A 14,151-nucleotide genomic window follows, 5' to 3' on the forward strand; every position below is an offset into this window, starting at 1 on the left:
ATCCGATTCTACAACCATGACAGAAGGCATAGCTCGCTAGGGATGGTCTCACCTATCGACTTCGAAATCAGATCACACACAAGTCAGCAAACAAGCTAACCGTGTCCACTTTTTCAGGGGAACCTCAGTAGTTGCTCAGGGGAAAGCCGACGGGTACAAACCCATCACGCACCGAACACGTGTGACCGGGGTAGTCGTTGTAATCGTCGAGACTGGTCAACGCGAGGAAAGCAATTGCCCCGCAGATCGCCAGCACCGCAGAAACTGCGGCCGAAGATCGTCGGATGTTTCGGCCAGCGGCGCTGAAGGAGAGCCAGATGGTCCACGCCCAGAACATGAGCGCGAGGGCGACCGGTGGCGTGAGCAGAACGAAGAACCCTTCCACCGTCACTCGTTCTCTCGGCAGACCGCTACTACTCCGCAATCGTTCCACCTGACCCGGACTCCGATTGACCTCGATGTCCGCACCGGCTCAGGTCCTGCCGGAGGTGAACGAATGAGATTGGTCTCGCAGCGGTCCGCCTGAACCATTCTTCTTCAGCTTCGGCTTCGCCCACCCGGCTGATTACGGGGCGTGTATGACTGGGCACCCGAGCTCTACACCGGTCCACTCGAGCAGCCGTCGCTCGCCACCGTGCAGCACCTCCTCCATCCCAACGAGCCCGTCACAGGCTCACCAGTCACTCAGTCGAGCGGTACCGGTTAGGCGACCAGTTGTTGGCGGCTTCTGCCGACACCTAGGACTGTCCCGTCGTCTACCGTCGAAATCATGGCCGACGTCAACTTCTACTTCGACCCCGTCTGTCCGTTCGCGTGGATGACGAGCAAGTGGGTGCGAAAGGTACAGGCGCAGCGGGACTACACGGTGGAATGGCGGTTCATCTCGCTACGTCTGCTGAACGCACACGTCGATTACGACGCGCAGTTCCCGCCGGAGTACGAGGCCGGGCACACCGCCGGACTCCGCCTCCTGCGCGCGGCGGCGAGCATCCGCCGCGAACACGGACCGGCCGCCATCGGCCCGCTCTACGAAGCCCTCGGCACGCGGATCTTCGACGCGCACACCGGTTCCTACACCGTCGACACCACCGACTTTCGCGGTACCGCGGAGTTCCTCGGACCCGTCCTGGACGAACTCGGGTTGCCCGCGCACCACCTGAACGCCCTCGACGACGCCCAGTTCGACGCGGAGATCCAAACCGAGACCGACGAGGCCCTGTCCCTGACCGGTCGTGATGTGGGTACGCCGATCATCCACTTCCAGCCGCCCGAGGGAGTTGCATTCTTCGGGCCCGTGATCAGCCGTCTACCCGGTGACGACGACGCGGTCGTGCTGTGGGACCACGTGATCGGGCTGGCGAGCTTCCCGGGTTTCGCCGAGCTCAAGCGGAGCCTGCGGGAGAAGCCACAACTGCGGGCCTTCGGAGTGACCGACGGCGAGGCGGGTGTCGAGGAGGACTGGCACGGCGGGAGTCGGCGCACCAAGAAGTGAGCCGCCCCGGCGTCTACTTGAACGGATTGAGCGTCCGGCCGAGGAAGTACTGGATACCCGGCGGAATGGGACGCACGGCCGTCGTGACCAGCTTGTTCACCATGCCGGTCACGCACACCGCGTCGCCCTTCATCACCGCGTTCCACCCCTCGCGCACGACGTCCTCCGGCTCCTGCCACAGCACGCCGGGCAGGCGATCGGCGGTCTCGCGGGTCTCCGCACCCATCGCATCGTGGAACTCACTCCTGGTGAAACCGGGACACAGCGCCGTCACGTGGATGCCGTGCGGTTTCAGCTCCATGTCCAGGGACTGGGACATCAGCAGCACATACGACTTGATCGCGGAGTAGAGCAGGCCCTCCGCCGGAGGCAGCAGCGCCGTGATGGACGAGACGTTCACGATCCGCCCCCACCGGCGCTTCTTCATCCCCGGGAGCACGCGGTGGGACAGCTCGGTCAGCGAGGTCAGCATCAACTGCAGCTGCCCTCCGACCTCCTCCCACGGCGTCTCGGCGAACTTGGTGCTCAGCGACCATACCGGCGTTGTTGATCAGCACGTCGATGTCCAGCCCGAGTTCATCGGCGCGCTCGATGATCGCGGCCGGCGTGCCGGGTTCGGACAGATCCCCGGCGAACACCTCACAGCGAACGCCGTGCTCGCGATGTAGTCGCTCGGACAACTCGTCGAGCCGTTCGGCCCGACGGGCGACCAGCAGTAGGTCGTACCCTTCCGCGGCGAGATGTTCCGCGAACGTCTTGCCGATCCCGGCGGAGGCGCCGGTGATCACGGCGGTGCGGTGGTCGAATGAACTGCGTCGATCCGAGGACATGCGCCGGCTTTCTGTCGATGGACGATGCCGCGAGTAGTACCAGACCGCGCGTCCCTCGTCGGATCACGACAGGCGAGTTTGTTCCAACGAACAGGCTCAGGGAACGTGTCCGTACGGGTGCCAGCCGGACGGATTCCACTTGCCGCCGCGTTCTTGCCGGACCTCGCGCAGGCTGGTACCCACATACCGGGCCTCGAGTTCGGCGTCGGGTTTCCCGGTGTACACCCACCGCTTCGGATCCAGGTTTCCCTCGGCGTCGCGGTAGGACTCCCAGTAGTCGACGCGATGGACGGCCCGGACGAGATCGTCGGCGAACACCAGCACCGGTAGATCGGGGACGGTTCGGTGCGGCCCCGCACGCCAAGCGCTGCGAGCGGATTCGTAGATCACCTCGGCAGTGGCGTCGCTGCGGGCGGACTCGTCGACCTTCACCAGCACGCACACGTCGGGCAACGGCGGCGACACCGGCGCCGCATGTCGCAGGATCAGCTCCTCGATGCGCCACGGCCCCTGTGCATCCGGCGTCTCCGGAAGTTCCGATCCGGCCAGAGCGACGACGTCGACTACCGTGCGTCGTAGCGAAAGCGCGTGCGCTGCAGCCGAATCGACAGAATCTACATCGTACCGCAGAATCCAGTGTTCGACGCCGAACCCGTCGGCGTCGATGTCGCGGATACGCTCGGAGATGGCGGCCGCGACCTCGGCCGGATCGTCGTCGCCGACGATGTCGGCAGGGTCGGGTGCGTCGCCCGCCAGCGCGGCGGCGGTATGGCGGTATACGCGGTTCCCGCGGCCGGCGTCGACATGGAACACCGTGGCGTCACGCGGATCGACCAGTGCATAGACGTAACTACCGAGCACCGTTTGCGCTTCGTGGGGAACAGGTTTCGGGGCACCGGGCGCGGGGACGCCGACCGGCCGCAGCAGGGTGAGGACCTCGTCGACCACCGAAGGGCGGACCCCGAGCCCCCCGGCGGTGATCCCGCCGAAGACGACCTCGCCGGCGCGCTCCCGGTCGACGAATCGTCGGCCGGCGAAACGGTCGACGGCGCGCACCACATCGGCGACCTCGGCGCGCCGGGCCGCCGCACTGCGGGAGAACGTGCGCTCGTCATCCGGGTCGAGCATCTCCGCGAACGCCGACGACGACAAGAAGTCGCCGAGCGCCGTCCGGGGCAGCTCGACCGCATCGATCCTGTTCACCGCCATGGTCGCATGATGCCAGCACCCGACACGCAAACCCGCGAAGCGCTAGTGTACGTTTGTACATGTACATTCGTACATTAACTTGGAAGGGTAGTGATGACCGAGGCAGCGCCCCGCCGCCGACGAGATCCCGAGGAACGGCGACGCACCATTGTCGAGGCCGCCGCCACGCTCATCACCGAGGTGGGCTCCGAGGGGCTCACCCACCGGCTCGTCGCGAAACGTGCCGGTGTGCCGCTCGGTTCGACGACGCAGTACTTCGCCACGCTCGACGATCTGCGCGAGGCAGCGCTCGCCCGCCTGGCCGACGACATCGACTCCGGCCTGGCCGAGGTGGCCGAGACCCTCGCCGAACACGGCCCAGCCGCGGCGGTCTTCGCCGAGACGCTCCACGACTATCTGTCCGACGAGCGGTTGATCCGCGCCGACCTCGCGCTCGTGTCGGCCGCCGTCCTCGATCCCGCGCTCCGCCCGCTCGCGGTTCGCTGGCCCGACGGGCTGGTCGAGATCCTCATCCCGCACGTCGGGCAGACGGCCGCTCGCGCGATCGCCGCGTACACCGACGGCGTGGCCATACACGCACTCCTCTACGGGACGCCGCTGTCCCTCGACGACCTGACCGCCACCCTGACGGCCCTGACCGGGCTGCCCTCCCCCGAGCACGACCGGAGCCGACGATGACCCAGCGATCCGCCACCGAGACCACCAGCGCAGACGGCCTGTCCTTCCGGCGCCGATGGGCGTCGGCCGCCGTGTTGTCGGCCAGCCTGCTGGTCATCACCGTCGACCTCACGATCCTCAACGTCGCACTCCCCGACCTGGCCGGCGACCTGCGCCCGACCGCCGATCAGCAGCTGTGGATCATCGACGCCTACTCGCTCGTCCTGGCCGGCCTGCTGCTCTCCATGAGTTCACTGGCCGACCGGTGGGGCCGAAAACGGATGCTGGTCACCGGCTTCGCGGTGTTCGGTGGGGCCTCGGCACTGGTCCTGCTGGCCGAGTCACCCGAGGCGGTGATCGCGGTCCGGGTGCTGCTGGGCGTCGGCGGCGCGATGATCATGCCGACCACGTTGTCCCTGCTGCGCAGCATCTTCACCGACCCCGCCGAGCGTGCGACCGCCCTCGGGCTCTGGGCCGCGGTGTCGGGCCTCGGTGCGGCCGTCGGGCCGATCGTCGGCGGAGTTCTGCTCGAGTACTTCTCGTGGCGCGCCGCGTTCCTCGTCAACGTCCCGCTGATGGCGGTCGCCATCGTGGCCGCAGTGCTGATCCTGCCGGAGTCGAAGCACCCGCAGCCGGGCCGGTGGGACGCCGTCGGTGCGCTGATGTCGATCGCCGGCATGGTCGCCCTGGTCTGGGCCATCAAGCGGTTCGCCAAGGAGGAGAGCCTCCTCGCACCGGCCGCCTGGGTGGCCCTGATCGGCGCGGTCCTCATCCTGGCCCTGTTCGTCCGACGCTGCATGCGACGCACCGAGCCGCTTCTCGACGTCTCGTTGTTCCGCAGCCGGCCGTTCAGTGCGGGTGTTCTCGCCGCGCTCGGCTCGATGTTCGGACTGGCGGCGGCGCTCTTGCTGCTGGCCCAGTGGCTCCAGTTGGTCGAGGGCCACTCCCCGATCGCGGCCGGTGTGCGGCTGTTGCCGGTGGCGGGAGCGGCGATCGTGTCCTCGATGATCGCCGCCCCGCTGTCCCGGATGATCGGAGCCCGAGCCGTCGTGGCCGGCGGTATCGGCATCGCCGGCGTCGGGATGGCGCTGATGTTCCTCGGTTCCGACGGCCTCGACTACGGCACCGTCGCCACCGCCCAGGTGTTCGTCGGATTCGGCATCGGATCACTGGCCATCGCATCGGCGATGATCATGGCCGGCACCCCGGATGCCAAGGCGGGCAACGCCGCCGCGCTGGAAGAGACCGCCTACGACCTGGGCAATGTGCTCGGGGTCGCGATCCTCGGCAGCGTGGCGTCGATCATCTACCGGACCACGCTGACGGCCGAGCCCGTCCCCGGCGTACCCGCCGAGGTGACCGACGCGGCCGGCGAATCCCTCGGCGCCGCCATGGGTCTCGCCGAAGCCGCCGGGGCACCGGGCCTCGCGGAGCGGGCGGCGGCCGCGTTCACCGACGCCATGCAGCAGACGAGCCTGGTCGGCGGGGTCACGCTGGTCGCCGTCGCCGTGGCCGTCTTCGCGCTCGTGCCGCGCGGCACGGATGTCACGGCCGCGCAGCACTGACGTAGTCGTGCCTGTCATCCGGGCGGGGTGACGAGCTCCCGGTTGAGACGGTCGAGAAGTTCTGCGATCCGCTTCGGCTGATCGTGCGGAGCCAGGTGGCCGCAGTCGTCCAGGACTTTCAGCTCGACGTCGAGCCGCGCATGTACCACCTCAGCCAGCCGCAGTGTCGGCAAGAAGACGTCATGGTCGCCGGAGACCACCATCAAGGGGCGGTCCGTCGGCAATTCATCAGACGGCCCCGGCGCCAGACTCGTACGGCAGTGTCCGGCAACCAGATCCATCCATGCGATCAGCGCGGGATCGACGTTTCTGTCCGGCGCCGTCATCATTCGCAGCAGATCATACGAGCGTTCCGGCCGAGGCGAGGCCAGCCATGAGACGGTTGTGCGCAATGTCCGAGGCGAGACCGCCAAACGGGTGATGCCCGCAGGTGACACGAGTAGGCGTCCGGCGATCAGCGATGAGGCACCGGCCAACGCGATCGCAGCCCCGAGCGAGTGACCCAGCACGATCACCGGATGGGCGACCGTCGCGCCGAGCACCTCGTCGAGCCACCGCCCGTAGGCAGGGATCCGACCGCGTCGCCGCGGACGTTCCGGTGCACTTGTCCCCGGCTGGCCGGGCACGTCCAGACTGATGACGTCGTTGTTCCGCGCGAGTTCGGACAGCAGCGGGATCATCGTCGCCGAGTTCATGTTCGTACCCGGCACCACGACGACAGTGCGCCGGTCGGCGGGTGCCGCCGTCCCGGGGTCGGGAGACCGGGATGCAACGATCCTGGTCCGCCCCGCCGACGTCTGGACTTCCCATTGCGCGGCAACACAATCTGCTGCCGACAACCGGATCTCGCACCATCGTCGGATTACGTCGCGGCCGGATTCGGTCTTGTATGCGGTGATCATCAGGAAATCCCATCGGCGCGTCTTCACGGCACACGGCATCGATGATCAGCCCGGCAAGGGATGACAACGACACACGTGCAGCCGACCAGACTTCCCGGCACTCCACCCGCCACGATAGCAACGGTCGAGACGCAACCGCAGACGATGAGGTCTAGACTCGGACGGGTGCCAGCCTTCAGCCCCCTCGAATGGCCGGTGTTCCGCCAGTTGCGGTCGGGCGACGTCTTCGGGCGCGGACCGGCGGTCACCTCGGCGAGGACACGCGGCATCGAACCGCGCACCGCCACCGCGGACCGTGTGGTCCAGAGCGTGTGCCCGTTCTGCGCGGTGGGTTGCGGGCAGAAGGTGTACGTCAAGGACGAGCGGGTGGTCCAGATCGAGGGCGACCCGGACTCCCCGATCTCCCGCGGGCGCCTCTGTCCCAAGGGCGCGTCGAGCGAGCAGTTGGTCAACAACCCGATGCGGCAGACCTCGATCCGCTATCGGGCCGCGTACGCGACCGAGTGGCAGGACCTGGATCGCGACACCGCGATCGACATGATCGCCGACCGTTTCCTCGAGGCCCGACGCCGTGGCTGGCAGGACCGCGACGACGAGGGCCGACTGCTCCGGCGGACCACCGGTGTCGCCTCGCTCGGCGGTGCCACCCTCGACAACGAAGAGAACTATCTGATCAAGAAGCTCTTCACCGCGGCGGGCGCGATCCAGATCGAGAACCAGGCCCGCATATGACACTCCGCCACGGTTCCCGGTCTGGGGGCCTCGTTCGGACGCGGCGGCGCCACGCAATCACTGCAGGACATGGCCAACGCCGATTGCATCGTTCTCATGGGCGGCAACATGGCCGAGGCGCACCCGGTGGGTTTCCAGTGGGTGTCGGAGGCGAAGGCCAAGGGCGCGACGATCATTCACGTCGATCCGCGTTTCACCCGTACCTCTGCGGTGGCCGACCGGCACATCTCCATCCGGGCCGGCTCTGACGTCGTCCTGCTCGGTGCGCTCATCAACTACGCCATCACGCACGAGAAGTACTTCCGCGAGTACGTCGTCGCCTACACGAACGCCGCCACCCTGATCGCCGCGGATTTCCGCGACACCGAGGATCTCGACGGCCTGTTCTCCGGCTTCGACGCGGAGACCGGCGAATACGACGCCACCAGTTGGGCTTACGAGGAACCGTCCGCCCACTCCGACGACGGTGGCCGCGACAGCGAGGACGGCAAGGTCGAGTCGCCCGGCCACCCGGACGACGGGCCGCGGGTGAAGGACCGCGCGGTGGGGCACGAGCATGGCTCCGGCGGGCCGCCGCTGGAACACGGGGCGACAGTGCGCGATGACACCCTGGAACACCCGCGCAGCGTGTTCCAGATCGTCAAGCGTCACTACTCGCGCTACACACCCGAGATGGTGCGCGACATGTGCGGGATCTCGGTGCGCGACTTCGAGTATCTGGCCCGGGCCGTCACCGACAACTCCGGCCGCGAGCGCACCACGTGCTTCGGGTACGCGACCGGCTGGACCCAGCACACCTTCGGCGCGCAGTTCATCCGCGCCGCGTCGGTTCTGCAACTCCTGCTCGGCAACGTCGGGCGCCCCGGCGGCGGCATCATGGCCCTCCGCGGACACGCGAGCATCCAGGGGTCCACCGACATCCCGACGCTGTTCAACCTGCTGCCCGGGTATCTGCCGATGCCCTCGGCGGGCAAGCATGACAGTTTCGCCGACTACATCGACGCGATCACGTCGAAGGCCGAGAAGGGTTTCTGGGCCAACGCCGAGGACTACATGGTGAGTCTTCTCAAGGCGTGGTTCGGGGATGCCGCAACCGCCGAGAACGACTGGTGTTACGACTACCTGCCCCGGCTCACCGGGCCCGCCGGGACCTTCCAGACGACGGTCGACATGCTCGCCGACAAGGTCGACGGTTACTTCGTCCTCGGCCAGAACCCGGCGGTCGGATCGGCCAACGGGCGCCAGGCGCGGATGGCGATGTCGCACCTCAAATGGCTCGTCGTCCGCGACCTCAACATGATCGAGACGGCCACCTGGTGGAAGGAGGGCCCGGAGATCGAGTCCGGCGAGCTGCGCACCGAGGACATCGCCACCGAGGTGTTCTTCCTCCCCGCGGCCACGCATGTGGAGAAGGCCGGCTCGTTCACGCAGACCCAGCGCATGGTGCAGTGGCGCCACCAGGCGGTCGAGCCACCGGGTCAGTGCCAGAGCGAGATGGACTTCTTCTTCGAGCTCGGGCGGCGCATCCGCGAACGCCTCGCCGAGTCGACCGACGAACGTGACCGCCCGCTGCTCGACGTCACATGGGACTATCCCCTCGACGACCACGGCAACCCCGACCCCGAAGCGGTGCTGTCGGAGATCAACGGCTACCACGTGAACGGCGAAGACGCCGGCTCGAACCTCACGTCCTACACCCAGATGAAGCGCGACGGCTCGACCGCGGGCGGCTGCTGGATCTACACCGGGGTCTACACCGGCGCGGACACCGACGGGCCGTCGAACCTGGCCGCACGCCGGGTCCCGCAGGGCGGCGGCGGGGTCACCCAGCACGAGTGGGGCTGGGTGTGGCCGGCGGATCGTCGAATCCTCTACAACCGTGCGTCGGCCGACCCCGACGGCCGCCCGTGGAGCGAACGCAAGCGGTACATGGAATGGGACGCCGACGCCGGGCGGTGGGTCGGTCCCGACGTGCCCGACTTCCCTGTCGACCTGGCTCCCGATGCTCGTCCCGACCCGTCGGTCGGCGGCGTCGAAGCCCTCTGCGGCGACGACCCGTTCGTCATGCAGGCCGACGGGAAGGGCTGGCTCTACGCCCCGCGCGGGCTGGTCGACGGCCCGTTGCCGACGCACTACGAACCGCAGGAATCCCCGGTGGTCAACGCGCTGTATCCCCAGCAGCAGTCGCCATCGCGAGTCCTGTTCCCCCGCACGGACAATCTCGACGCACCCAGCGGCGAGAGCCCCGGCTCCGAGGTGTACCCGTTCGTGTTCACGACGTACCGGCTCACCGAGCACCACACCGCGGGTGGCATGAGCCGCTGGACGCCGTACCTGACGGAACTGCAGCCGGAGATGTTCTGCGAGATCTCACCCGAACTCGCCGAAGAGCGGGGCCTCACCAACGAGGGCTGGGCGACGATCGTGTCGCCGCGCGCCGCGATCGAGGCGCGGGTGCTCGTGACCGACCGCATGATGCCGCTGACCATCAACGGCCGGCAGGTGCATCAGGTGGGTCTCCCCTATCACTGGGGCGTGGGTTCCAACGCCGTGATCAGCGGCGACGCCGCCAACGATCTGATCGGGGTCACACTGGATCCGAACGTGCAGATCCAGGAGTCCAAGGTGGGCTCGTGCGACGTCATCGCCGGGCGCCGGCCGCAAGGCCGGGCACTGCTCGACCTGGTGCGTGCCTACCAGGAGCGGGCCGGGGTCACCGTCGAGACCGACAACCAGCACATCACCGGGAAGGCGGAGGAGTAGATGGGACAGCTGTCCGGGCCATCCGATCCCAGCACCGACGCGCACTGGAACACCCACAAGGAGCGCAAGGGGTTCTTCACCGACACCTCGATCTGCATCGGCTGCAAGGCCTGCGAGGTGGCGTGCAAGGAATGGAACGGCAACCCGCGCGACGGCGACCTCGCCCTCACCGGGATGTCGTACGACAACACCGTCGCCCTCGGCGCGAGCACCTGGCGCCACGTCGCCTTCATCGAGCAGAATTCCGACCGCATCGCCGAGGCCCGCGAGTCCGGGCGTGCGCTCGTCGGACTGGGCATGCCCGCGATGCCCGGCTCCTCGCCTGAAGATCGTTCGTCTCTGCCGACCAGGCCCTCTCCCCTGCCGGCTGAGCCGGCGAGGAGCGAAGCGACGAGCCGAGTCGAAGTCCCCGACACCCCCGAGTTCCGCTGGCTGATGTCGTCGGATGTCTGCAAGCACTGCACCCACGCCGGGTGCCTCGACGTCTGTCCGACCGGCGCGCTGTTCCGCACCGAGTTCGGCACCGTCGTGATCCAGGACGACGTCTGCAACGGCTGCGGGACGTGCGTGGCCGGATGTCCGTTCGGCGTCGTCGAGCGCCGGGCCGACGGCACCGCCGCGCCGACGACCCGCTCCGGCGAACGCAAGGGCGAGCAGCCCGAGGTGCCCAAACGCGGTGTCGCGCAAAAGTGCACGCTCTGCTACGACCGGTTGCTCGACGACGAGACACCGGCTTGCGCGAAGACCTGCCCGACCACGTCGATCAAGTTCGGCGACCACGACGACCTCGTCGACGACGCGCACGCCCGCGTCCGGGCGCTGCACGAGCAGGGCATGACCGAGGCGCGGCTCTACGGCGCCAACCCGAACGACGGTGTCGGCGGCACCGGATCGGTGTTCCTGCTGCTCGACGAGCCGGAGGTCTACGGACTGCCGCCGGACCCGCGGGTGTGCACCGCGGACCTGCCGGCCATGTACAAGCGCGCCGGGATCGCGGCGGCCGGAATGCTGGCCGCCGCCGCACTCTCGTTCCTACGGGGCGGCCGATGACCTCGTCGGAGTTCGACTCCTTCCGTCCGCCGGAGCCGCCCCGGCGGCGCGGCCGGGGTTTCGGCCGTGGCGGAAAACGCAGACCGGGTAGAGGTTTCGGGCAGGGCGACGGCAACCGTGAGATGTCGATGGTGCCCGATGCCGAATTCACCTCGTATTACGGGCATCCCGTCGTCAAGCCACCACCCTGGGACGAGAAGGTGGCCGCCTACCTGTTCCTCGGCGGTGTCGCCGGCGGCTCCGGCGTCCTGGCCGCCGGGGCCCAGCTCACCGGGCGGGACGCGTTGCGCCGCAACGCCCGCCTCGGTGGTCTGGGTGCCGTGGGTCTGGGCGGGATCGCGCTCGTCGCCGACCTCGGACGGCCGGACCGGTTCTACAACATGTTGCGCACGTTCAAGGTGACGTCGCCGATGAGCGTCGGTTCCTGGATGCTGTCGGCGTTCAGCGGGGCACTCGGCGTCGCGGCGGTCGCCGAGGTCGACCGGATGACCGGTGCGCGGCTGCCGCTCGGGCCGCTTCGTGCGGTGTTGCGCGCCGTCGAGGCCCCCGCCGGGCTGGCCGCCGGGCTGGCGGGTCCGCCGCTCGCGGTGTACACCGCGGTCCTGCTCTCCGATACCGCCGTGCCGACCTGGAACGCCATGCACCGGGACCTGCCGTTCGTGTTCGTCAGTTCCGCGAGCCTGGCGTCGAGCGGGCTGGCGCTGGTCACCACGCCGGTCGGTCAGGCCGGGCCGGCACGGACTCTCGCGGCGCTGGGCGTGGTCGGCGACCTCGTCGCGATGCGACTCACGGAGCGACGGATGGACCCGGTCGCCGCCGAACCGCTCCACCACGGAAAGGCCGGCACCCTGCTGCGCTGGAGCGAGCGACTCGCCGTCGCCGGCGGAGTGGGCGCGTTGCTCAGCGGGCGCTCCCGCCCCCTGGCGGTCGTCTCGGGACTCGCACTGCTCGCCGCGTCGGCCTGCACGCGATTCGGCGTCTTCGACGCCGGCATCGAGTCGGCCAAGAACCCCCGCTACACGATCGAACCGCAGAAGCGCCGCCTCGCGGCCCGTCGTGCCGCCGGAATCACCGACGACTCGATCACCACCGGGCCGCCCGCGCCCTGAGCGGTGCCCACTGAGGAGCGCCGCCCCCTGCTGCTCCCTGAGCGCCAGCGCCGCACTCCGCTCCCGAGCGCAAGCGCCACCCCCTCCGCTCTCTATCCGAAAAAGGCGGTCCCCATTGCTCCCTGAGGTGCGAGGAGCGCAAGCGACGAGCCACGAAGGGCCTGGTGAGACACGTTGCGTGACCCTTCGTGGCTCGCTTCGCTCGCACCTCAGGGAGCATGTTTTTCGGACGTTCACGAGTGTTCTTTCGTGGTCCACAACGGCCGCCAGGCCCCCGCTCCCTGAGGAGCGCCCGGAGCTTGCGGAGGGCGCGTCACGAAGGGTCTTGGCGACCGAGTCAGCGAACCCGGATACCCATCCCCGCAACCGTCTCGGCGACCCCACCGCTCCCTAATCCGAAAGAGGCGCATAACCCCTGCTCCCTGAGGTGCGAGGAGCGCAAGCGACGAGCCACGAAGGGTCAGCGCACCGTGATCCCGAAGCCCGCCACCGTCTCGCCGATCACCGGGTAGCCCGGGACCTCGCCGACCACGAGCAGCCCGCCCGAGGTCTGTGCGTCCGCGAGGAACAGCAGGTCGTCCTCGGCGACACCGGAACCGACCGTGAGGTGCGGACGCACCCAGTCGAGATTGCGGCGGGTACCCCCGGACACGAAACCGTCCCGAAGTGCCTGCGCCGCCCCGTCGACCGCGGGCACCGAAGCGCGGTCGACTACCGCGCCGACCCCCGACGCGCGGCACAGTTTGTGCAGATGCCCGAGCAGGCCGAAGCCGGTCACGTCGGTCGCCGCGCGGACGCCGGCCGCGACCGCGGCGCTCGACGCATCGCGATTGAGCGTCGTCATCAGGGCGATCGCCTCGTCGAACACCTCGCCGGTCTGCTTGTGCCGGTTGTTCAACAGTCCGACCCCGATCGGTTTGGTCAGGGTGATCGGCAGCCCCGGCTCGGCCGCGTCGTTGCGCAACAACCGGCCGGGTTCGGCCACCCCTGTCACCGCCATGCCGTACTTCGGTTCCGGATCGTCGATGGTGTGCCCGCCGATCACCGGACAGGCGGCCTGCGCCCCGACGTCGAGACCGCCGCGCAGCACCTCGGTCATCAGCTCCATCGGCAGCACCTCCCGCGGCCAGCCGACCAGGTTGATGGCGACGACGGGGGTGCCGCCCATGGCATAGATGTCCGACAGCGCGTTGGCCGCGGCGATGCGGCCCCAGTCGTACGGATCGTCGACGACCGGGGTGAAGAAGTCGGCGGTGGAGAGCACCGCGACGTCGTCGCGGATACGCACTGCCGCGGCGTCGTCGCCGTCGTCGAGTCCGACGATGATGTCGTCGCCGACCTGGCCGGTGAGTCCCGCGACCGCCTGCTCGAGCTCGCCCGGCGGGATCTTGCACGCGCATCCACCACCGTGGGCGTAGCCGGTCAGTCGGATGGGTGTCTCGCTTCGCACGGTCACCGTGTCGAGGGTAGCCCTCCGGTAATCTCCGATGCTGTCCTCCGGCGATCGCTACCATCGGGCTCATGAGGCAAGCAGACGGCGAGTACTACGTCACGGCCGGCGAGCTGCAGGCGTTCTGGGAATCCGGTCACCACTACTGGTACATGCGGGAGGACGGGTCGACCGACCTGTACGCCGACGAACTCGATATCACCCACGGCTGGCCCATCTTCCTGATGAAGCGCGACGAGGAGTGGTTTGCGAAGTGGGACGGCGATTTTGAGCGTGCCGTCGATGACGATCTCAACCCGAAGTTGATCCGCCACTTCGAGGAACTCATCACCGAGGGCAACTGGCCGCACCGGCAGGACTGACCCGGCCGCACGTCGGATAGGTTGGGACCG

At 68.5% G+C, this 14,151-nt stretch carries 11 protein-coding genes and 1 pseudogene; 7 read left to right on the plus strand and 5 right to left on the minus strand.

All coding sequences use genetic code 11. The features are described from left to right. Positions 1-124 precede the first annotated feature (124 nt). Positions 125-385 carry a hypothetical protein gene (locus JW364_RS18280; protein ID WP_205333953.1) on the minus strand — a complete coding sequence of 87 codons (261 nt, stop codon included), beginning with the start codon at positions 383-385 and terminating at the stop codon, positions 125-127. A gap of 384 nt (positions 386-769) precedes the next feature. On the opposite strand from JW364_RS18280, the gene JW364_RS18285 reads away from it, so the two are divergent. Continuing rightward, positions 770-1,492: a hypothetical protein gene (locus tag JW364_RS18285; protein WP_068971106.1), complete on the plus strand. Its 723-nt coding sequence runs from the start codon at positions 770-772 to the stop codon at positions 1,490-1,492. A 13-nt stretch (positions 1,493-1,505) separates the two neighbouring features. Here JW364_RS18285 and JW364_RS18290 read toward each other — a convergent pair. Both JW364_RS18290 and JW364_RS18295 read right to left on the minus strand, forming a co-directional pair. Beyond that, positions 1,506-2,322 (minus strand): annotated as a pseudogene (locus tag JW364_RS18290) (SDR family NAD(P)-dependent oxidoreductase). 96 nt (positions 2,323-2,418) lie between these two features. Continuing rightward, a complete protein-coding gene (locus JW364_RS18295) occupies positions 2,419-3,516 on the minus strand; it encodes a GIY-YIG nuclease family protein (protein ID WP_205333967.1) in 1,098 nt (365 codons plus the stop codon). A gap of 108 nt (positions 3,517-3,624) precedes the next feature. On the opposite strand from JW364_RS18295, the gene JW364_RS18300 reads away from it, so the two are divergent. Both JW364_RS18300 and JW364_RS18305 read left to right on the plus strand, forming a co-directional pair. Next, on the plus strand, positions 3,625-4,209 hold the full coding sequence (locus JW364_RS18300) for a TetR/AcrR family transcriptional regulator (RefSeq protein WP_068971108.1): 585 nt from the start codon (positions 3,625-3,627) through the stop codon (positions 4,207-4,209). Beyond that, on the plus strand, positions 4,206-5,753 hold the full coding sequence (locus JW364_RS18305; RefSeq protein ID WP_205333954.1) for an MFS transporter: 1,548 nt from the start codon (positions 4,206-4,208) through the stop codon (positions 5,751-5,753). Before JW364_RS18300 ends, JW364_RS18305 begins: the two co-directional genes overlap by 4 nt. 14 nt (positions 5,754-5,767) lie before the next feature. Here the strand turns inward: JW364_RS18305 and JW364_RS18310 are convergent, their stop codons facing one another. Then, positions 5,768-6,655 carry an alpha/beta fold hydrolase gene (locus tag JW364_RS18310; protein ID WP_068971115.1) on the minus strand — a complete coding sequence of 296 codons (888 nt, stop codon included), beginning with the start codon at positions 6,653-6,655 and terminating at the stop codon, positions 5,768-5,770. 165 nt (positions 6,656-6,820) lie between these two features. Here JW364_RS18310 and fdh point away from each other — a divergent pair, with 165 nt between their 5' ends. The 3 genes from fdh to nrfD are packed head-to-tail and all read left to right on the plus strand — an operon-like array spanning position 6,821 to position 12,309. Then, a complete protein-coding gene (gene fdh, locus JW364_RS18320; protein ID WP_277243149.1) occupies positions 6,821-10,150 on the plus strand; it encodes a formate dehydrogenase in 3,330 nt (1,109 codons plus the stop codon). Next, a complete protein-coding gene (locus JW364_RS18325) occupies positions 10,151-11,200 on the plus strand; it encodes a 4Fe-4S dicluster domain-containing protein (protein WP_205333957.1) in 1,050 nt (349 codons plus the stop codon). Next, the gene (nrfD, locus tag JW364_RS18330; RefSeq protein ID WP_137810376.1) at positions 11,197-12,309 is read left to right on the plus strand and encodes an NrfD/PsrC family molybdoenzyme membrane anchor subunit; all 1,113 of its coding nucleotides are present in this window, start codon (positions 11,197-11,199) and stop codon (positions 12,307-12,309) included. The genes JW364_RS18325 and nrfD overlap by 4 nt, the downstream gene beginning before the upstream one ends. Positions 12,310-12,769: 460 nt before the next feature. On the opposite strand, the gene selD is transcribed toward nrfD, so the two are convergent. Beyond that, positions 12,770-13,759: a selenide, water dikinase SelD gene (gene selD, locus JW364_RS18335; RefSeq protein WP_374100851.1), complete on the minus strand. Its 990-nt coding sequence runs from the start codon at positions 13,757-13,759 to the stop codon at positions 12,770-12,772. Positions 13,760-13,830: 71 nt separating this feature from the next. Here selD and JW364_RS18340 point away from each other — a divergent pair, with 71 nt between their 5' ends. Beyond that, positions 13,831-14,121, plus strand: a complete 291-nt coding sequence (locus JW364_RS18340) for a hypothetical protein (protein WP_137810378.1) — start codon at positions 13,831-13,833, stop codon at positions 14,119-14,121. Positions 14,122-14,151 lie beyond the last annotated feature (30 nt).

The sequence above is a fragment of the Gordonia sp. BP-119 genome (genome assembly GCF_016924115.1).
Taxonomy (GTDB): Bacteria; Actinomycetota; Actinomycetes; order Mycobacteriales; family Mycobacteriaceae; genus Gordonia; species Gordonia hongkongensis.

Bases quoted from the DNA above. Each gene is read 5' to 3' on its own strand.
- JW364_RS18285 (WP_068971106.1), top strand. From the start codon at position 770: ATGGCCGACGTCAACTTCTACTTCGACCCCGTCTGTCCGTTCGCGTGG.
- JW364_RS18300 (WP_068971108.1), top strand. From the start codon at position 3,625: ATGACCGAGGCAGCGCCCCGCCGCCGACGAGATCCCGAGGAACGGCGA.
- JW364_RS18305 (WP_205333954.1), top strand. From the start codon at position 4,206: ATGACCCAGCGATCCGCCACCGAGACCACCAGCGCAGACGGCCTGTCC.
- JW364_RS18310 (WP_068971115.1), bottom strand. From the start codon at position 6,655: ATGATCACCGCATACAAGACCGAATCCGGCCGCGACGTAATCCGACGA.
- JW364_RS18325 (WP_205333957.1), top strand. From the start codon at position 10,151: ATGGGACAGCTGTCCGGGCCATCCGATCCCAGCACCGACGCGCACTGG.
- nrfD (WP_137810376.1), top strand. From the start codon at position 11,197: ATGACCTCGTCGGAGTTCGACTCCTTCCGTCCGCCGGAGCCGCCCCGG.
- JW364_RS18340 (WP_137810378.1), top strand. From the start codon at position 13,831: ATGAGGCAAGCAGACGGCGAGTACTACGTCACGGCCGGCGAGCTGCAG.